The 19368-nt window shown below is 69.8% G+C and carries 20 protein-coding genes and 2 pseudogenes; 13 read left to right on the top strand and 9 right to left on the bottom strand.

Annotated features, from left to right (window positions below; genetic code table 11):
• Positions 1-26: 26 nt before the first annotated feature.
• The 7 genes and pseudogenes from CRYAR_RS16290 to CRYAR_RS50730 all read right to left on the bottom strand — a co-directional run.
• Complete coding sequence (locus tag CRYAR_RS16290) at positions 27-944, bottom strand: PrsW family intramembrane metalloprotease (protein ID WP_035851795.1); 918 nt, start codon at positions 942-944, stop codon at positions 27-29.
• A gap of 121 nt (positions 945-1065) precedes the next feature.
• Complete coding sequence (locus CRYAR_RS16285; RefSeq protein ID WP_035851792.1) at positions 1066-2175, bottom strand: hypothetical protein; 1110 nt, start codon at positions 2173-2175, stop codon at positions 1066-1068.
• A gap of 188 nt (positions 2176-2363) precedes the next feature.
• Positions 2364-3524: a LuxR C-terminal-related transcriptional regulator gene (locus tag CRYAR_RS16280; protein WP_035851789.1), complete on the bottom strand. Its 1161-nt coding sequence runs from the start codon at positions 3522-3524 to the stop codon at positions 2364-2366.
• A gap of 97 nt (positions 3525-3621) precedes the next feature.
• Positions 3622-4493, bottom strand: a protein-coding gene (locus CRYAR_RS45700; protein ID WP_169744990.1) for an IS5 family transposase whose coding sequence is annotated in 2 segments (ribosomal slippage) — positions 3622-4104 and positions 4107-4493 — 870 coding nt in all. Because the reading frame shifts where the segments join, the coding sequence is not laid out codon by codon here.
• A gap of 26 nt (positions 4494-4519) precedes the next feature.
• Positions 4520-5803 carry a winged helix-turn-helix domain-containing protein gene (locus CRYAR_RS16265; RefSeq protein WP_051570355.1) on the bottom strand — a complete coding sequence of 428 codons (1284 nt, stop codon included), beginning with the start codon at positions 5801-5803 and terminating at the stop codon, positions 4520-4522.
• 165 nt (positions 5804-5968) lie between these two features.
• Entirely contained in the window at positions 5969-6424 is a 456-nt protein-coding gene (locus CRYAR_RS16260) for a BON domain-containing protein (protein ID WP_211247483.1), read from the bottom strand.
• 106 nt (positions 6425-6530) lie between these two features.
• Positions 6531-6644, bottom strand: a pseudogene (locus tag CRYAR_RS50730) (BON domain-containing protein); the annotation flags it as partial.
• Between the two features lie 164 nt (positions 6645-6808).
• Here CRYAR_RS50730 and CRYAR_RS16255 point away from each other — a divergent pair.
• The 4 genes from CRYAR_RS16255 to CRYAR_RS16245 are packed head-to-tail and all read left to right on the top strand — an operon-like array spanning position 6809 to position 7875.
• Positions 6809-7234 (top strand): membrane protein, encoded by a 426-nt coding sequence (locus tag CRYAR_RS16255; RefSeq protein WP_035863219.1) that lies wholly within the window; start codon positions 6809-6811, stop codon positions 7232-7234.
• A 21-nt stretch (positions 7235-7255) separates the two neighbouring features.
• Positions 7256-7504 carry a DUF1931 family protein gene (locus CRYAR_RS45695; RefSeq protein ID WP_211247973.1) on the top strand — a complete coding sequence of 83 codons (249 nt, stop codon included), beginning with the start codon at positions 7256-7258 and terminating at the stop codon, positions 7502-7504.
• A 20-nt stretch (positions 7505-7524) separates the two neighbouring features.
• The gene (locus tag CRYAR_RS51290) at positions 7525-7587 is read left to right on the top strand and encodes a hypothetical protein (RefSeq protein ID WP_425389393.1); all 63 of its coding nucleotides are present in this window, start codon (positions 7525-7527) and stop codon (positions 7585-7587) included.
• Positions 7588-7605: 18 nt separating this feature from the next.
• Positions 7606-7875, top strand: coding sequence for a UBP-type zinc finger domain-containing protein (locus CRYAR_RS16245; RefSeq protein ID WP_035851788.1), 270 nt, complete (start codon positions 7606-7608; stop codon positions 7873-7875).
• On the opposite strand, the gene CRYAR_RS16240 is transcribed toward CRYAR_RS16245, so the two are convergent.
• Entirely contained in the window at positions 7876-9015 is a 1140-nt protein-coding gene (locus CRYAR_RS16240; RefSeq protein WP_169745043.1) for a hemerythrin domain-containing protein, read from the bottom strand.
• Between the two features lie 546 nt (positions 9016-9561).
• Between CRYAR_RS16240 and dnaK the strand changes: the two genes are divergently transcribed.
• From dnaK to CRYAR_RS16200, 8 genes are read left to right on the top strand one after another with little or no spacing between them, the layout of a single operon-like run.
• Complete coding sequence (gene dnaK, locus CRYAR_RS16235; protein WP_035851783.1) at positions 9562-11469, top strand: molecular chaperone DnaK; 1908 nt, start codon at positions 9562-9564, stop codon at positions 11467-11469.
• A 7-nt stretch (positions 11470-11476) separates the two neighbouring features.
• Positions 11477-12007, top strand: a complete 531-nt coding sequence (locus CRYAR_RS16230; RefSeq protein ID WP_035851782.1) for a nucleotide exchange factor GrpE — start codon at positions 11477-11479, stop codon at positions 12005-12007.
• A complete protein-coding gene (locus CRYAR_RS16225; protein WP_035851779.1) occupies positions 12008-12982 on the top strand; it encodes a DnaJ C-terminal domain-containing protein in 975 nt (324 codons plus the stop codon).
• Positions 12983-13026: 44 nt separating this feature from the next.
• On the top strand, positions 13027-13311 hold the full coding sequence (locus tag CRYAR_RS16220) for a chaperone modulator CbpM (RefSeq protein ID WP_245620466.1): 285 nt from the start codon (positions 13027-13029) through the stop codon (positions 13309-13311).
• Positions 13302-15926, top strand: a complete 2625-nt coding sequence (clpB, locus tag CRYAR_RS16215; protein WP_035851774.1) for an ATP-dependent chaperone ClpB — start codon at positions 13302-13304, stop codon at positions 15924-15926. Before CRYAR_RS16220 ends, clpB begins: the two co-directional genes overlap by 10 nt.
• Position 15927: 1 nt before the next feature.
• Positions 15928-16350 (top strand): thioredoxin, encoded by a 423-nt coding sequence (gene trxA, locus CRYAR_RS16210; RefSeq protein WP_035851772.1) that lies wholly within the window; start codon positions 15928-15930, stop codon positions 16348-16350.
• Positions 16347-18029: an FAD-dependent oxidoreductase gene (locus tag CRYAR_RS16205; protein WP_035851770.1), complete on the top strand. Its 1683-nt coding sequence runs from the start codon at positions 16347-16349 to the stop codon at positions 18027-18029. Before trxA ends, CRYAR_RS16205 begins: the two co-directional genes overlap by 4 nt.
• Before the next feature lie 20 nt (positions 18030-18049).
• The gene (locus tag CRYAR_RS16200) at positions 18050-18664 is read left to right on the top strand and encodes an HdeD family acid-resistance protein (RefSeq protein WP_035851768.1); all 615 of its coding nucleotides are present in this window, start codon (positions 18050-18052) and stop codon (positions 18662-18664) included.
• A 313-nt stretch (positions 18665-18977) separates the two neighbouring features.
• Here CRYAR_RS16200 and CRYAR_RS47265 read toward each other — a convergent pair whose 3' ends face one another.
• A complete protein-coding gene (locus tag CRYAR_RS47265) occupies positions 18978-19184 on the bottom strand; it encodes a hypothetical protein (protein ID WP_157017765.1) in 207 nt (68 codons plus the stop codon).
• Here CRYAR_RS47265 and CRYAR_RS51285 point away from each other — a divergent pair.
• Positions 19158-19332: pseudogene (locus CRYAR_RS51285) on the top strand (recombinase family protein); the annotation flags it as partial. The gene CRYAR_RS47265 and the pseudogene CRYAR_RS51285 sit on opposite strands and share 27 nt — an antisense overlap.
• Positions 19333-19368: the final 36 nt, after the last annotated feature.

Below are 19368 nucleotides of genomic sequence, written 5' to 3'. Positions count from 1 at the left end.
CCCTTATCTGTCGGAATAGGCCCTCGTCACAGCGCGGCAGGTATCACCGAGGCACCCCGGGCCGACCGGCGCCACAGAACGGCCAGCCAAACGATCCCGATAATCGAGATGAGGGCCAGGCCCGCCCATTCCAGACCGGAGAACAGATTGACCTGCTCGACGCTGGGTTCGATCAGCCAGCCCTGCGGCGACGGGCGCAGCCGTTCACCATCGGTCAACAACAGGGTCAGGTACAACGCAATGCTGTGCATCGAGTCCCACAGGCCGTGCAGGGCAGCGACGCCGAGATACGCGAGAATCAGCCTGCCGCTGACGATGGCACGGCCGTGCCGCATGGTGGCGAACAAGACTCCGCCCAGGATGGCGGTCCAGAGTCCGTGGCCCACCGGCGCCAGAAGGCCCCGGAGCAACTCGGTCTGCACGAGTTGGTCGATCGACAAGCCGTCAACGGTGAACAGAGCGGTGAAGGCGTAGCCGGCGGATTCAAAGGCGGCGAAGCCGAAACCGACTGCTGCGCCGAGAATCATCCCGTCACGCAGCGACCGGGTTCGCAGATGGCGGGTCAGTACCACCAGCGCACCGAGCTTCACCGCCTCCTCGATGAGCCCGACGCCGAAGAACAACCACGCCGAGGGATGCAGCAGGTAAGCCTCGAGGACCGAGGCGCCCAGCACACCCAGCACACCGCCGGTGAGGAACGTCGAGAACACCAGGCTCGAGGTCAACTCGCCGGTGCCCCGGCGTTCGAAAGCCCACGCGACGAAGGTCACCGGCACGAGGAAACTGCCGAGCAGGACCAGCGTGGGGATCAGGTTGGGATTACCGGTGAGGAAAGTGACCACCACCGTGGCCACCCAGAGCCCCGCGCCGACGACGAAGATTCGCAGCCACGTCCGGCGTGCTCGATGCGAAACGCTCTCCTGAGTACCTACGACCTCGACCACGACGGACCTTCCGGTCGGCTGCCAGCACTGCGATCCGGGTCCCAAGTTGCCGGGCTCGGCCGTCGGCGTCGATTGGCAGCTTTGCCAATGCTGCCGCCGGCACCGGCCGGCCGAGATCCACTCAGGTGTCTCGCTCGTCCTTCCAGCCGCCGGGGTCGGGGTGGTAGCCGTACGCGGCGGCCCGCACCGTCTCCTCGTCCTCCAGCCCGGATCCGATCGCGCCGCCGACGGTGGCCAGCGAACTGATGAGCCAGGCGATTGCCAGGTAGTCGTTGAGGCCGACCGGCCGCTGCAGGGTCTGCTCCAGCACGGACGTGTCGATCAGCAACGCCCCGGCGAGCATCGTCCCGGCGAACAGCACCAGGTAGGAGACGGCGGTGGCCAGGGCGAGGGTGAGGACGGTCCCCTGGTTGAACAGCCGGGCCAGCTCGGGGGAGGTGTCCTGATCGGGTTTCTCCCACAGGTCGTGCGCGACGATCAGCCAGGCCACTAACCCGGTCAGCCCGAGGACCATGATGACCGCGAGCCGAAGTGGGCTGAGTCCTTGACCCAGCTGCCACACGCTGGAGTTGGTGAGCGCGATGGCCGCCGTGCCGAACGCGCCGACGAGCAGTTTGGACAGACCCAGCAGGGCACGCCCCGGACGGTTGGCCCGAACCATCCCGATCAGCAACCGAGCCCGGCCGGCCAGCCGTGACGCGACGTAACGCACTTCCCCGGCGTCGCCCTCGCCGGCCATCCGATGAACGGCGGTGACCCGGTGTGCCAGCTCGGCCGGTGCCCAGCCGGCCGGCGGTACCCGGTCGTCGGAGGCGTCGGTGAGTAGCCGGTCCACCAGATCGGGTACGACTGCGCGGACCGCAGGCAGCTGGCGCAGTCCCAGCGCGGGCAGGGACACCATCGCGACTCGGCGCCGGGCGGAGGTCTGCGCGACCAGCGGCACCCGCTCGGTGTGCAGCGGCAGGTCGGTCAGGCAGACTGCGAGGTCCCACCGCTCGTCCGTGCGCCGGCGGGCGAGATCGTCGAGCAGCGCCTCGACACCGCCGTCGCGGCGGGGCGCGACCTCACCCCAGCCTTCCCGGACCGTCCACCGCACTTCTCCGTCCGTCCGCTCGCCGAGCCGGTCAGCCAGCTCGGCGGCGAGGTGCGCGGTCACTCGGGCGGGGTGGTCCGGTGGGGTCGCCACCAGTCCCACGACGATCTCCGGCGGGTTCTGTTCACTGCGGATCATTCGAGCTCCTGCCCGATAGCCGAGGCGATCCCCGCACGTCGACGCGCTCGTTCCCGGCGCACAGGCCGAGGTGGCGTCCGCACGTCCATCGACGGTGTCCGGGGCCGTGCCTGTCCGAACGATCGCTGACGCTACGCACTGAGCAGTACCACGTACAGCGACTCACTCGCTGTCCCTGATCTGGCCCCTCAGAGGAGCCGCAGCTCGCGACCGCGCTGGATCGCGTCCTTGCGCCGGTTGGCGCCGAGTTTCGAATAGACGTTCTTGACGTGGGTCTTCACCGTGTTCACCGAGATGTGGAGCAACGCGGCGATCTCGACGTGCGAGAGTGTGCTCTGCAGATAACGCAGCACGGTCAGTTCACGGTCGGTCAGGGGCGGAATCGTGGATCCGGCCGGGAACGTCGCTGCGTCGAGCGTTGCCGTCAGCACCGCCCTGACCGACGGATACACCGGCATCGTCGGCGCCACCGATTCGATCAGTGCACGTAGCCGGAACCCGCCGACGGCGAACCCCCGTCGAAGATCCTCCTCCTCCCCCAGACGCAGGGCGATTTCGAGGCCCCGCATCGTCTGGTCATGACGACCCAGACTCTGCCCGGCCAGCGCACTGACCAGGCCTGCCCACGCCCGGCACGTCCGGGAGTTGAATTCGTCGTGCGCCGCCACGTGCGGTTCGACGACCGCGGCGGCGAGGGCCGGCCGGCCCTCCGCGAGCAGCACCGACGCTTCGAGGACGGCCGCCGCAGCGGGCAACGCACCGGCGTCCCGGCAGGTCCGCACGAATTCGTGTGCTCCGAGCAGGTCACCACACGCGAGCCGTAGTTCACCCTCCACCAGCGACAGCGCGCCCCGGAGCGCCACCGGCGGCAGGTCGGAGACGACAATCTCGCGCGAGGCCGCCTGGATCATGCGGTGCGCTTCGCCCGGCCGGCCGGTGGCGGTCCGTATCCGCGCCTGCAGGATCGTGCCCCACAGCTGGATCAGTCGATCGCCGCGCGAACCGCCCACGGCGGCCGCTGCCCAGCGCTCGGCGTCCTCGATCCGGTTCCGCTCGAAGTACGCCTCGGCCAGCGCCAGCCGGCTCCAGCCCAGGTCCACCAGCTGCGCCAGGCCGAGCCGGTCGGCGTGCGCGAGGGTCTCCGTGGCACATCGCGCCGCTTGCCGCAGCTGTCCCCGAGCAGCGTGACAGGCGGCGAGATGGCTGGCGGCACTGATCGCGGCGCGTCCCAGATCGCACCGTCGGGCCAACGTCAGCGCGTCGCGGAGATCGCGATCCGCCCCCGCTATGTTCCCGCGCTTCAACTCCGCGGCGCCGCGCGACAGCAGCGCGAGCGAGCGCAGTGTCACCGCGGTGCCGGTGGCCCGACCCTCGGCGGGTGCCGGCGTCGCCAGTATCGGTGCTGCCAGCAGACACCCGCCGTCTAGGGCCTGTTTGAAAAGCTGGTCACCGTAGCCATTCGTTGATCGCGGCGATGTGCAGCGTCGTGAGAAAGCGGACGGCGAGTTTGTCGTAGCGAGTCGCGACCGCCCGGTAGCGCTTGAGGCGGTTGATCCCGCACTCGACCGCGTGGCGCTGCTTGTAGGTCTCGGCGTTGAACGTCGGTGGGCGGCCGCCGGCGCTGCCGCGACGTCGGCGGTGGGCCAACCGGTCGGCTGGTTCGGGGATGGTGGCGCGGATTCCGCGTCGGCGCAGGTAGACGCGGTTGGCGCGGGATCCGTAGGCCTTATCGGCTAGGACCCGCGCCGGCCGTGTCCTAGGCCTGCCGACTCGACCGGGGACACCGATCGCGTCGATCACCGGCTGGAACTGCGGCGCGTCTCCGGCCTGCCCGGCGGTGACCAGCAGCGACAGCGGACGCTGTCCGCCCTCGGCCGCGAGATGGATCTTGGTGCTCAACCCGCCGCGTGACCGTCCCAGACCATGGTCGTTGGGCTCTGCGGTGCACCCTCCCGGCGGTTGTTTCTGATCGACCCCCTTTTACGGGCGCCCGCGGCGTGCTGGTGAGCCCGGACCACGGTGGAGTCGACGGACACGTCCCAGGTGATCAGCCCCCGGGCCTGGGCGCGGGACTGCAGATCGGACACGATGCGCGCCCAGGTCCCGTCCCGCTGCCAGTCCCGGAACAGCGCATACGCCGTCTCCCACGGCCCATACCGTTCGGGCAGGTCCCGCCACGGCGCCCCGGTCCTCACCCGCCACCGGATCCCATCAATGACCTGCCGCCGCGAACGCGGCGGCCGACCACCCGGCTTAGCCGACGGCAACACCGCCGACAAGACTTCCCACTCCGCATTCGTCAGATCACCACGAGCCACGCATCACCCAACGAACGAAGCGCTTTTCAAACACGCCCTAGGGCCGCCTCCAGTCGGGTCGCCGTCAGCTCCAGGGCCGCGAACGGCAGCGGTTCGGCGGCTGAACCGACTGCGGGCGCCGTCTCCTCGGCGCGTGCCAGTCCGAGAAAGCGTCGCGACCCCACGACGTCGCCTGCGTCCAGTCGCTCCAGGGCCATCGCGAACCACAGGCGCCGGGGCGCCTCGCCGTCCGGCCCCGGTATCGCGGTGGCGAGCTGATCGAGGCACCGGCTCCCGACCACGATCTCGGCCCAATGGCGGTGTGCGACGCGGATCGCCGATGTCCAGTCGCCGGCCGCCAGCAGATGCCTGAGCGCGTCGGCAGGTGGTCCGTGAGCCGCATGCCAATCCGCGGCGCGGTGATGCGCCCGCACCGTTCGTTCCCGGTCGTGCCGGCCGAGTTCGTGATACAGCGTCCGGCTGAGCATCGGATGAAGGCGATACGTGTCTTCGGTTCCGGCGCACCGGGTGACGAACGCACCACCGCGCTGGAGATCGGCGAGGAGCGCGGCGCCGTCGACCCGGCCGGTCATGGCGTTGACGAAGTCCGGCGTCAGCCGCTCCGCCACGGAGATCTCCGTCAGCGCTCGGCGCGCCTGGGGGTCCAGGGGGCATAGCACCTCGGCCGTGAGGTAGTCCGTGACGGCTTCGCTCGCGGCCGATCCGGCGAAGACCTCGGCCGGGACCGGGTGGTGTCCCAGCGCCATCGCAGCGAGGCGCAGACCGCCCGGCCAACCCTCTGCCCGCGCGTGCACATCGGCGACGGCCGGCCACGGCAGGATCAGCCCGTGGCCGGCGAACAGGTCGGCCGTCTCGTCCACGGTGAAGGCCAGGTCCGCACCGGAGATCTCGGCGAGCCGACCGTCCAAACGCCACCGGTGCAGGGGAATGTTCGGAACACCCCGGCAGGCGACGACCAGCCGCGTCCCGGTGCCGCTGGTGCGGATCGTCTCGGCGAGCGTCACCAGTTCGCCGGGATCGGCGGCGTCATTGCAGTCGTCGACCACGATCACCGGCATCGTTGACGTGCGCTGCAACACCTCCATCAGTCGCGCCGGACCCGTCGGCGCGGCCACCTCACCGGCGAACGGCGGCTCCCCCACGGTGCTGGTCACCGCCGAGACGACCCGGCCCCAAAACCCGTCCCGGTCACCGCCGGCGACCCACGCTGCCCGGTCCTGCCGACCGGCAGCCCAGGATGCCAGCAACGCGGACTTGCCCCAGCCGGCCGGAGACGACACCACGGTGACGGGCGCCGCGGCGTCGTCCAAACGAGCGATCAGCCGTGGTCGTGGCACGTGGTGCGGTGGTCGATCCACGGGACCGGCCTTCAGTCCAACTTGCACACCGTCGATCCGACCAGCCCGGGCGCCGCGTGTCGATTGGCAGGACTACCCATTCACCGTCCGGCACGGGCGCCCGGGGCCACGTCGTGCTCAGGGTCGCAGACGGATCCGGTTCTCGACCTCGGCGACACCGGGCGCCTGCCACGCCACCCGCTCGGCTTCTCGTGCCTCCGCCCAGGAACGGACGGTCCCGGACAAGATGACCGTGCTGCCCTCCATGGTGAGGGTGATGTTCTCGGCATCCGTCTCAGCCGTGCGCACCAGCGCGTCCTCGATCTTCTTCCGCAGCTCCTCCGGCGACGGTTTGGTGCGCGGCCGCAATGTGACGAGGTTGGTGACGCCCCTCACCCCACGCAGATTCCGGACGACACGTTCGGCTTCACGCCGCTGGTACTGCCATCCGACTTCGCCTTGCAACGTGACCCAGCCTTGGGACACGACCACCTTGATCGCGTCCTTGGGCACGACGGAGTTCAGGTCGAGTGCCCGGGCGGCCGCCTCGGTGATCTCCGGATCGGTCCGCTTGTTCGCGGACGGAAGGCGCACCTCGATCTCGTTGGCGACGCCTTTGACTCCTCGGACCCGTAAGGCCGCGCTCGGCAGCCCATTTCTTCGTGAACGTTTCCACGTCCCCGGAAAGCGTGACGACTCCGTTCTTGACCGCGATCCCGATCTCGTTCGGTGCGATCCTGGCGTCCCACTTCAGCTCGTGCAGCACTTCACGTTGGATGTCCTCGTCGGTCTGCTGGGCTACTGCGGTGGCCATCTCGGTGCCTCCCTCGGCTACGTACGGATGAGCCGACTGTCGGCCGGGGAAGGATGAGCCGGGCTCACCCCCACGGCGGTAGATACAGCCGGTCCGACTGGCATTTCTGCCAATCGACGCCGGGTGGGAATGCTGCTGCGATGGAGGTGAGGCGAGGAGAAAACATGTCACGACGCGTGCGGCTCCGGCAGCTGCCGGAGCGTCTCACCACCGGGGTGTTCATCGTCAACTCGGGCCTGTCCAAGCGGCATACGGATGACGACACCGCGGCGGCCCTGCACGGCATGGCGGCTGCGGCCTACCCGTTCCTTCGCGCGATACCGCCCCAGCGATTCGTTCGCCTGGTCTGCGCCGGGGAATTGGCGCTGGGCACCGCGCTGCTGCTTCCGGTCGTACCTCCGGTAGTGGCCGGCGCCGCGTTGACGGCTTTCTCGACCGGTCTGCTCGGCCTGTACCTCCGCGTACCCGGGATGCGGACGGAGGGCAGCCTGCGCCCGACCCAGCAGGGCCAGACCCTCGCCAAGGACGTCTGGATGTTGGGCATCGCGCTCAGCCTGCTCGTCGACGGGCTCGGCCACGACGAGCCCTGACCGCAGCTCTACGACCTTCTCCTGGCCGGACAGGCAACGGCGTCCTCCAACGGCCGGGATCTGGTCGAGCCGCACGACCTGCCGATCACCGAGGGACTTCGGGAGAACATCCACCGGTTTCGGAAGATGGACGACGACGTCGAGCTGAAGCCGATCCTGGACCGACTGGCGCCGTACCCGCCGCTGGACCGCACGCCGAGCGCGGAGACCGAAGTGCGGCTGCCCGAAATCGTCGGCGGGCTGGGCTGGGCTTGGCACTGGCCAAGGTAATCAAGATTCTCGACCCCGAGGTGAGGAATCCCCAGGCCCAGCACTGGGAACGCGCCGTGCGGATCTTCGACGAACTCGTGTGAGCAAAGGATGCTTGAACAATGACCGCCGTCTTCGACCCGCACGTCGTCATGATCCGGCCGGTCGGCCCGCAGACACCGGAAGGCTGCGCTGAATGCCTGGAACTGGGCACTCCGTGGGTGCACCTGCGGTTGTGCCTGACCTGCGGGCACGTCGGCTGCTGCGACTCGTCACCGATGCGCCACGCGCGTGCGCATGCGCATGCGCACACCGTGGGTCATCCGATCGTCCGATCGTTCGAGCCCGGAGAGGTCTGGCGCTGGTGCTACGTGGACGAGGCGATGGTCTAGCTAGCGGCCGGCGAACGCGTCGCGTACGCGTTCCACCGTCTGCGCCAAGGCCCGCGGGCCGACCGGCTCCGGATCCGGCGGTCCCGCTTCGGCGTCCGCTGCCTCGGCCGCGCGAACCGCGCGGCCCATCTCCCTGCGCTCCGGCACCGGCACGCTGCTACGGAGCTGCGGGAACTCGTGGTGCTCCTCGCAACGGGCGTGGGCGGTCACCATCTCGCGCAGGCCGCCGATCGTGTCGTCGAGGTGGCCGTGGGCGGCGGCGCGTACCGCGTCGGACAGCGCGTCGCTGATCCGGCTCTCTTCGTCGAGCAGATGGTCGACCAACTGGTCGTCGGGCCGCAACCGCCGGACGAGCGGGTGGAGCATCTGCTCCTCCGCGATCTCGTGCAGCGTGATCAACCGGGCCAGCTCGCCGAACGCCACGTATGCGTCGTCCCGAGCCGATCGGGCGGCTCGGCCGCACAACCGCTTCATCCGGTCGTGGTGCCCGGTCAGCAGCTCCAACACGTCCGGTCCCTTCCGATCCTGGTCCCGGTCGGGAGGTCGAAGGGCATCCGGCTCGTCGGCCGGGAGCGACGACCGGTCGGTCCGCAGACTCAGCGGCTCGGGCAGGCCCTCACCGATCACCTCCTGCGGGTCGCGACCGCCGTACCGACGCAGCAGGTCCGACGCCGCGTGCAGCCGCGTCAGCCGCATCTGCAACTGGAGCTCCCACACCGGCCGCAGCCGCCGGTCGTCCTCTTCGGCCAGGAACCCGTAGTACAGATAACAGTTCGCCGACTCGTTCACCACCAGCGCTGCCCAGCCGGCGTCGGAAGACCCGGCCCGGAACCCGGCGGCCGATCGACCGGCGGCGTGCATCATCCAGTCGTGCAGCAGGGACAGCGGCTGCGTCACCGGGGCGGAGGGTGGCCGGCTGTCGGCCGGCGCGGTGACCACCGGTGGGAGGGACAACCCCTGCACCTCGTCGGCGATCTGATCGGCGCCGGGTAGGCGCGCGCGGGCACCGAACCCGGTGTAGCGGTGCAGGCGCTCGAGGTGCTGCCACGCCTCCTGCCGGTACGCCGTCGACCGGTCCGGCTCGCACTCGTTGCGAGCCGCCCAACCGGCCAGGTCGAACGCCGCCCATTCGCGGTCCATCGCCTCCTCCACCGCGCTACGGGGCACTGCCCGTGCCGCCGTGGCGTGCCGGCGCCGCTCGGCGGCCGCGTCACCCAGTCTGCTCACCACCCGATGTTCGTCGGCGCCTCGGACGTGGTCGGCGAACTGCCGGTCGAAGAGCTCGGCAGTCGCTTCGACGACCGCTCCCATCCTGATCCGGCAGCGGGTGTACGGGTCGGTCGCGCGCGGGTCAACCGGCTCGACGTCGAATTCGCGCCAGTGCCGGCGACGGTGGCCGACCGGGATACCGGGGTGTTCCAGCGGATCGAACACGAGATCTCCTCCGCGTCGCGGATACGGCCGGCCCCATTCCCCTTCCGGTGGGTCCGCCGGCGACATCGTCGGGTGGGAGCGGGCGAGAACGGATCACCTCGCGTGGGTGGTTTCCGGTGCCGCTCACCCGCGGCGGGTCAGCCGCCGGGCTCCGGATTGGTAGATCTGCCAATCGACACTCTCGGCGACTGCTGGTGCGCTGAAGGGAGCAGCGAATCTCGACAACCCACCGCGACGTCGGAGGAGAGCTTCATGCCCAAGGCAGTCGGCATCGACCTCGGCACCACGAACTCGGTTATCGCGACCGTGGAAGGCGGGCAGCCGACGGTCATCGCCAATGCGGAGGGCTCACGGACCACCCCCTCGGTAGTGGCCTTCACCGAAGACGGCGAGCGACTGGTCGGTCAGCTGGCCCGCCGTCAGGCGATCCTCAACCCCAAGGGCACCATCTATTCGGCGAAGCGTTTCATCGGACGCCGCTTCGACGAGGTGTCCAGCGAGCTGAACGCGGTGACGTTCGACGTGGTGCCCGGTCCCGACGACGCGGTCCGGTTCGAGGTCCGCGACAAGCTCTACGCGCCCGAGGAAATCTCCGCGCTGGTGCTGCGCAAGCTGGTCGAGGACGCTTCGAAGTTCCTGGGTGAGCGCGTCACCGAAGCTGTCATCACCGTGCCCGCCTACTTCAACGACGCCCAACGCCAGGCGACGAAGGACGCCGGCCGCGTCGCCGGCCTCGAAGTGCTGCGGATCGTCAACGAGCCGACAGCGGCGGCGCTGGCGTACGGCCTCGACAAGAAGGAACACGAGACCGTGCTGGTCTTCGACCTGGGTGGCGGCACGTTCGACGTCAGCCTGCTGGACGTCGGTGATGGCGTGGTGGAGGTCCGCTCCACCGCCGGCGACACCCATCTGGGCGGCGACGACTTCGACCGCCGGCTCGTCGACCACCTGGCCGACGAATTCCAGAAGACCGACGGCATCGACCTGCGCCGCGACCCGCAAGCCCTGCAGCGGCTCTTCGAGGCCTCCGAGAGCGCCAAGGTCGAGCTGTCGTCGGTCAGCCAAACCACCGTCAACCTGCCGTTCATCACGGCCGACGCCAACGGTCCCAAGCACCTCAACCTGACGATCGCCCGGGCGAAGTTCGAAGATCTCACCAACGACCTCGTCGAGCGGTGCCTGGGCCCGGTGCAGCAGGCCATGTCCGACGCGAAGGTCACCGCGAACGACATCGACGAGGTCATCCTCGTCGGCGGCTCCACCCGGATCCCGGCCGTGCAGAAGCTCGTTCGCCGCCTCACCGGCGGCAAGGACCCGAACATGACGGTCAATCCTGACGAGGTCGTCGCGCTCGGCGCCGCATTGCAGGCCGCGATCATCAAAGGCGAGGTCAAGGACGTCCTGCTGCTCGACGTCACGCCGCTGTCGCTGGGCATCGAGACGATGGGCGGGGTGATGACGAGGGTCATCGACCGCAACACCACCATTCCGGCCCGTCGTGCCGAGACCTTCAGCACGGCAGCCGACAACCAGCCCGCCGTGGACGTGGTGGTGCTGCAGGGCGAGCGGGAGAAAGCGGACGACAATCGTGTGCTCGGCCGGTTCCGGCTGGAGAACATCCGGCCCGCGCCCCGTGGCGAGCCGCACATCGAGGTCACCTATGACATCGACGCCAACGGCATCCTCAACGTGTCCGCCAAGGACGAGGACACCGGCGCCGAACAGCGCATCACGATCAGCGAGAGCTCCAACCTGGACAGTAGTGAGGTCGACCGGATGGTCCGGGACGCCGAACGCCACCAGGGCGAGGACGCCAGGCTGCGCGAGATGATCGACGCCCGCAACGAGCTCGATTCGGCGGCCTACCAGGTGGAACGGCGCCTGAAGGACCTGGGCGACGCGGTGCCCGTGCACGAAAAGGGCCGCGCCGAGATGCTCGTCGGCGACGCGCGTCAGGCGATCAAGGACGACGCGCCGCTCGACCGGCTCCGCACACTGACCGCGGAACTGCGGCAGGTCTACCAGAGCCTCGGTGCCGGCAGCGGCCCGGCGTCCGGTGGATCGAACGGCGGCCCGGCCGCCGATGGCTCGTCATCCCGCGGCGACTCGTCGGGCAGTCAGGACGACGACGTCATCGACGCCGAATTCACGACCGGGTGAACGACAGGTGACCGATCAGGCGCAAGAGCCGAGAGCGACGTCGTCCGGCCCGCCGGAGCCGGTCGCCGACGGTGCGGCCCCGAAGGTCCGCGACGAGACCGCCGAGCTACGCGCCCAGGTGGCGCAGTTGGACGAGCGCTACCGGCGGGCGGTGGCCGACTTCGACAACCTCCGCAAACGGACGGCGCGGGATGCCCACCGGGAGCGCGAGGACGAACGGGCCCGGGTGGCAGCGCGATGGCTGCCCGTCGTCGACAATCTGGAACTGGCCCTGCACCACGCCACCGCCGAACCGGCGTCGATCCTGTCCGGGCTGGAGGCCGTCCGCCAACAGGCGCTGGCCGTCCTGGCCGACCTCGGTTACCCGCTGCGTAACGACCTGAACGAGCGGTTCGACCCGAGTCGGCACGAAGCAGTGGCGGTGCTGCCGGCCACCGACGCCGAGCCGGGCACGATCCTGCAGGTCGTCCGGCCCGGGTACGGCACGGACGCGCGCCCGCTGCGACCGGCCGCGGTCGTCGTCGCGAAGGGCGCCTGAGTGGCGCCGTCCCGCGACTTCTACGCCACGCTGGGCGTCGCCCGAGACGTCAGCGCGGACGACATGCAGCGGGCGTATCGCAAGCTGGCCCGGACCTATCACCCCGACGTCAACAAGGATCCGGGGGCGGAGGAGCGGTTCAAGGACATCTCCGAGGCGTACGACGTGCTCTCCGATCCGGAGCAGCGGCACCGGTACGACGCCTTCGGACCGGACTTCCGCGACGTGCCGCCGGACGTGGATCCGCAGGCCCGGGCCCGCGCAGGGGCCGACGGCGGGCGCACCCGCGGCAGCCGCGGTGAACGCGGTGGACGCGCGCGTCGCGGCGGCGGTCCGCCGGAGGACGTGTACACCCGGTCCGGTGGCTTCCAGGACATCGATTTCGAGAGCATGTTCGGCGGCGTGTTCGGCGGCCGGAGCGACGGTGGCTTCGGCCCGATTCCGGGAGCGGACCAAGAGGCCGAGATCGAGCTGACGGTCGAGGAGGCCCACACCGGCGGACGCCGGACCGTCACGCTGTCCGGTCCGGACGGCAGCCGCACGCTGAACGTGACGATTCCGCCCGGGGTGACCGACGGCCAGCGGATCCGGCTGAGCGGCCAGGGCGGCCGCGGCGGGGACGGCGCCACGGACGGAGACCTCTACCTCGTGGTGCGGCTGGCACCGCATCCGCGATACCGGGTCGCCGGACGGGACATCACCGCCACCCTGCCGCTGACCCCGTGGGAGGCCGCCCTCGGCGCGTCGGTCGCCGTCGAAACCCCGGCCGGCGAGGCGAGGGTGCGGGTTCCCGCGGGCACCCCCAGCGGTCGACGACTGCGGCTCGCCGGACGAGGGCTGCCCAACCCCCGCGGCCGGCCAGGTGACTTGTACGCCGAGGCTCGGATCATGGTGCCACCCGAGCCGTCCGACGAGGAACGGCGACTGTTCGAGCAACTCGCCGCGGTCTCCACCTTCGACCCGCGGGGGCAGTAATGACCTATCCCCTCGTCCGGACCCCGGGACGTGCGATCGGCCGGTTGAGCCTGACCACCTTCAGCCGTACCGGCGGTGTGCACCCGGATCTGGTCCGACGGCTCGTCGTGCTGGGCATCCTCGACCCCGAACGCGACGCCGCCGGAGACCTGTGGTTCGAGCGCGACCAGCTGCTCACCCTGGCCCGCGTCCGGCGACTACGCGCCGGCCTGGGCATCAACTACACCGCTCTCGGCCTCGTGATCGACCTCCTCGACCGCATCGCCGCCCTCGAGCGTGACCTTCGTGCCCCGCCCCCTCGACCCACCGGAGGCAGCTCGTGGACCTGAACCGCCTGACCCAGAAGTCGCAGGAGGCCGTGCACGACGCCCAGACCAAGGCACTGCGGTTCGGTCACACCGAGGTCGACGTCGAGCACCTGCTGCTCGCCCTGATCGAACAGCCCGAGGGGCTGGTGCCCAGGCTGCTCTCGGCGACGGGTGTCGACCCGGGCGAACTGCAAGAGAAGGTGGAGGCGGAACTGGGCCGGCGTCCCCGGGTCAGCGGACCTGGTGCTGCCCCCGGCCAGGTCTTCGTCACCCAGCGCCTGTCCCGGCTGTTCGATGCCGCCGAGCGCGAGGCGAAGCGACTCAAGGACGAGTACGTCTCGGTCGAGCATCTGGTCGTCGCGATGCTTCACGAAGGACCGAGCTCCACCGCCGGTCGGCTGCTGAGCGAGGCGGGACTCACCCGGAACGGCTTCCTCCAGGAGCTGACGAAGATCCGCGGGAACCAGCGGGTGACTTCGGCGATGCCGGAGGTCGCCTACGAGGCGCTGGCCAAGTACGGCCGCGACCTGGTCGCCGACGCTGCCGGAGGCATCCTGGACCCGGTCATCGGACGCGACGGCGAGATCCGCCGGGTGGTCCAGATCCTCTCCCGCAAGTCGAAGAACAACCCGGTGCTCATCGGTGAACCAGGCGTCGGGAAGACCGCCATCGTGGGGGGCCTGGCCCAGCGGATCACCACCGGCGACGTACCCGACGGACTGCGGGACAAGGTGGTGTTCGCCCTGGACATGAGTTCCCTGGTGGCGGGGGCCAAGTACCGCGGCGAGTTCGAGGAACGGCTCAAGGCCGTGTTGTCCGAGGTGAAGGCGGCCGAGGGACGGATCTTGCTGTTCATCGACGAGCTGCACACGATCGTCGGCGCCGGGGGCGGCTCCGAGGGCGCCATGGACGCCGGCAACATGCTCAAACCGATGCTCGCCCGCGGTGAACTGCACATGATCGGCGCGACGACGCTCGACGAGTACCGCAAGCACATCGAGAAGGACGCGGCGCTGGAGCGCCGCTTCCAGCCGGTGCTCGTGGAGGAGCCGACGGAGGAGGACGCCATCTCGATCCTCCGCGGGCTGCGGGAGCGCCTGGAGGTCTTCCACGGCGTGAAGATCCAGGACGCGGCGTCGGTCGCCGCGGTGGTCCTCAGCCGCCGGTACATCTCCGACCGATTCCTGCCGGACAAGGCCATCGACCTGGTCGACGAAGCGTGCGCCATGCTGCGGACCGAGATCGACTCGATGCCGGCCGAACTCGACGAGCTCAGCCGACGCCTGATCCGACTCGAGATCGAAGAAGCGGCGCTGTCCAAGGAGGAGGATTCCGCCAGCCTGGCCCGGCTCGACCAGCTCCGCAAGGAACTCGCAGACCTCCGCGCCCAGGTGGACGCGCTGCGCGCCCAGTGGGACGCCGAACGGCAGGCCCTGAGAAGGGTTCAGGAGCTGCGCCGGGAGATCGAACAGCTCCGGCACGCGGCGGAACAGGCGGAACGCGACTACGACCTCAGCCGGGCCGCCGAGTTGCGGCACGGCAAGCTCCCGGAGCTGGAACGCCGTCTGCAGGCCGAGGAACAGCGGCTCGCCGCGAAGCAGAGTGGCCACCGGCTGCTCCGCGAGGTCGTCACCGAGGCCGAGATCGCCGGCATCGTCTCCCGGTGGACCGGCATCCCGGTCAGCCGGCTGACCGAGGGCGAACGCCGGAAGCTGCTGCGTCTGGACGAGATCCTGCACGAACGGGTGATCGGCCAGGACGAGGCCGTGCAACTGGTCACCGACGCGATCATCCGCGCCCGGTCCGGCATCAAGAACCCGCGCCGGCCGATCGGCTCGTTCGTTTTCCTCGGTCCCACCGGCGTCGGCAAGACCGAGCTGGCGCGGACGCTGGCGGCGGCTCTGTTCGACACCGAGGACAACATGGTCCGGATCGACATGAGCGAGTACCAGGAACGGCACACCACGAGCCGGCTGGTCGGGGCGCCGCCCGGATATGTCGGTTACGAGGAGGGCGGACAGCTGACCGAGGCGGTCCGGCGTAAGCCGTATTCGGTGGTGCTCTTCGACGAGATCGAGAAGGCGCACGCGGACGTGTTCAACACGCTGCTGCAGGTGCTCGACGACGGACGTCTCACCGATGCGCAGGGCCGCACCGTCGACTTCCGCAACACGGTGATCATCATGACCTCGAACATCGGCTCCCAGTACCTGCTCGAGGGCATCTCCGACGCCGGTGAGATCAAGCCCGAGGGCCGCGAGCTGGTCATGGGCGAGCTCCGGCGGCACTTCCGGCCCGAATTCCTCAACCGCGTCGACGACATCGTGCTGTTCAAGCCGCTCACCCAGCCGGAGATCGAGCGCATCGTCAACCTGATGTTCGACGAGCTGCGCGAGCGGCTGAACGCGCGCTGGATGACGCTGGAGGTCACCGAGGAAGCACAGCGGTTCATCGCCCGCCAGGGCTTCGATCCGGTGTACGGCGCCCGGCCGCTGCGCCGCTTCATCGCACGCGAGGTCGAGACCCGGATCGGACGTGCGCTGCTCGCCGGGGACGCCGGCGACGGCGCGGTGATCAGGGTGGACGTGATCGACGGCGAGCTGACCGTCGCCCACGGGAACCCCACGGAGGAGTGACGTGATCGAATGCCCGAACTGTGGACGCAAGAACCGGGTGCCCGCGGCCGCTGAGGGGAGCCCGCGATGCGGCAACTGTCATCAACCACTGCCCTGGATCGCCGAGGCCGGTGATGACGATTTCACCGACGTGGCCGAGCGGGGCAAGCTCCCGGTGCTGGTGGACATGTGGGCGACCTGGTGCGGCCCGTGCCGTCAGGTCAGCCCCGCACTGGAGCAAGTGGCCCGCGATCTGGCCGGCCGGGTCAAACTGGTCAAGGTCGACGTGGACAAGGCACCGAAGGTGTCGGAGCGGTTCACGATCCAGGCCGTCCCCACGCTGATCCTGTTGCGGGACGGCACGGTGATCGCCCGGCGAGCCGGCGCCGCACCCGCATCGGCGCTACGCAGCTGGCTGGACGACGCCTTGCGGAGCCCGGCATGAACACGGACCAGGAGCAGCTCGCCGAGACACCGGACATCGGTGGGGCCTATCCTCGCCTCTCCGACGAGCAGATCGACCTGCTGAGCCGGCGTGGCGAACAACGGTCGGTCGAGCCCGGTGACGTGCTGGTCGCCGAAGGCCAACGGGACCGCGACTTTTTTGTCGTGCTCTCCGGCCAGGTCGCGGTGATCGAGGGGTACGACTCTCCGAAAGCCCGGCCGGTCCGCGTGCACGGCCCGCGCCGGTTTCTCGACGAACTCGGCCTTCTCACCGGTCAGCCGTCCTTCGTCTCGATGGTCGCGCAGGAACCGGGGCGGGTTCTCGCGGTCCCCCTGCCCGGGTTGCACGAACTGGTCCGGGAGCAGCCCGACCTCGGGAACCTGATCCTGCGCAGTTTCCTCGCCCGCCGCGAACTGCTGATCGGCAGCATCGCCGGCTTCAAGATCGTCGGTTCGCGGTTCAGCCCGGACACCCGCCGCCTGCGCGAACTCGCCGCCCGTAACCGGGTGCCCCATACCTGGATCGACCTGGAAGAGGATCCGGGGGCCGAGGAGCTGTTGCGCCGGCTGGCCATCAGCGCGACGGAGACGCCGGTGGTGATCTGGCGCGACGAGGTGTGGCGCAACCCCTCGAGCGCGGACCTGGCCCGCCTCGCGGGCCTGCGACGTTCCGTCCCGAACAATGCGATGTGCGACGTCGTCGTGGTCGGCGCGGGCCCGGCCGGCCTCGCCGCCGCCGTGTACGGCGCGTCCGAAGGACTCGCGACGGTCGTCCTCGACGCGGTGGCCACCGGTGGGCAGGCCGGCACGTCCTCTCGGATCGAGAACTACCTGGGTTTTCCGGCCGGCATCTCGGGCGCCGAACTGGCCGACCGCGCCGTGGTGCAGGCGAAGAAGTTCGGCGCCGACCTCAACGTTCCGGTCAAGGCGGTACGGCTCCGGTGGCACGACAGCGACCAGATCGTGCACCTCGACGATGGGACACAGCTGCGGACCCGGACGGTGGTGATCGCCACCGGTGCGCAGTACCGGAAGCTCGACGTGCCCCGTCTCGCGGAGTTCGAGGGCACCAGCGTGTACTACGCCGCCACGTTCATGGAGGCGGTCTTCTGCGAGCGGCAGCCGGTGACGATCGTCGGTGGCGGCAACTCGGCCGGCCAGGCCGCGGTCTTCCTCGCCCGGCACGCCGCGGAGGTGCGGCTGATCATCCGGCACGACGATCTGAACCGCGACATGTCCCGATACCTGGTGGACCAGATCGAGCGACTGCCCAACGTGGGAGTGCTGCGCCACACGGAGATCACCGAGTTGATCGGCGACGACGGGCGGCTGCGGGTGCTCGGCCTGCGCGACATCAGGACCGGTGAGCGACAGGAGATCCCGACGATGCTGTTGTTCGTCTTCATCGGGGCGCAGCCGTGCACCGACTGGCTGGCGTCCAGCGTCGATCTGGACGAGCGCGGTTACGTGCTGACCGGAGCGCAGGTGCACACCGACGCACCACAGCCGGTGACGCTCGAGACCAGCCGCCCCGGCGTCCTGGCCGTGGGTGACGTCCGCAGCGGCTCGATCAAGCGGGTCGCGTCCGCGGTCGGCGAGGGGTCCATGGCCGTCCGCCTGATCCACGACCATCTGGCCAGGTTCGGACCTGCTGCCGACCGGCAGCGGTCCTCTACATGACGTCTGGAAGGGAACCCCCGATGTTGGAGACACTCAGCCGTCAGTGGTGGGCGGTGGCGCTGCGTGGCGTCGCCGCGGTCTTGTTCGGTGTGCTCGCCCTCGTCTGGCCCGAAATCACCGTCTTCGCGTTGGTCATCGCCTTCGGCGCCTACGCGCTGGTCGACGGCGTGTTCACTCTGATCACCGCGTTCGGCGACCAGACCGGCGAGCGGAGCGGCGACCGGGACGGGCGCCGCACACCTGGCCGCCGCGCCTGGCTCCTCGCCCGCGGCATCGCCGGCGTCTTGGCCGGCGTCATCGCGCTCATCTGGCCCGGGATCACCGCCCTCGCGCTGCTCTGGGTGATCGCTGTCTGGGCCGTCGTGACCGGCCTGCTGGAAATCGTCGCCGCGTTCCACCTCCGCAAAGAGATGCGACGCGAATGGCTGCTTGCCCTCAGCGGCGCGTTGTCCGTGCTGTTCGGCGTTCTGCTGATCGTCTGGCCGACCGCCGGAGTCCTGACCCTGGTCGTCCTGATCGGTGTCGCTGCCATCGCGTTCGGCGTCACGCTGCTGATGCTCGGTCTACGTCTGCGCCAGATGGGACGCCCCGATCCGGCAGCGACGGGCCACCACCGTCGACCCGCCACCACCTGACGGCGTCCGCCGAGCCGTCGCTCGGCTGTTGGCTGCACTGACCGAGGTACACCGCAACGGCGGCGTCCTGCTCGCGGGCTTCGAGGTGGTCGCCGCCGACCCGACCGCTCGGTGGTTCGCCGCGCTCTGCTGATCGACCAAGCCCACGCCCGGTTCCACTTTCTCTGCGTCGCCGACGCCGACTGACCGGCGCCCAGGCCCACCGCGATCGCCACCACGCGCCGAGATACCGACCGGTAGCTGGCCCGCTGCCGGTGTCGAGGACATCGATCGCCCGCGGCGGTGTGAAGCGCGATGAAGGCTCCCCTCCGTGTCAAGACGCCGCAGGGATCGCCACCACGATCAGGCCCGGCTCTTCACGAACCGCTAGCCGCTGCCCGCCCACCCAGCCGAGCGTGGTCAGGATCGGGCGGTCGTTGACCCGGCCGTGGCAATCCAACGCCGCCGAACCGAAGGCCAGCCCCGAACGAACACGATCGGGAACCAGAGCCGGTACCGACTCGGTGACGCTGGCCCGCACCCCAACCCCGCCAAGGCCGCGGACGGCAGGCGGACTCACCCGAGACGGCATCCTGTGCCCCTCCGCCCACGACCGGAAGCGCAACAGCCACCGAACCGGCGTCGCGTGGAGCAAGTCCGCCGTTCGAGCGGATCTGGTCAACGAAGCCGACGCATCCCGCGATCGTCACGCCCGAGGACTTCGA

It is taken from the genome of Cryptosporangium arvum DSM 44712 (assembly GCF_000585375.1).
Classification (GTDB): Bacteria; Actinomycetota; Actinomycetes; order Mycobacteriales; family Cryptosporangiaceae; genus Cryptosporangium; species Cryptosporangium arvum.
The sequence above is the reverse complement of the archived record's forward strand: the minus strand, read 5'-3'. Positions and strand labels throughout refer to the sequence as shown.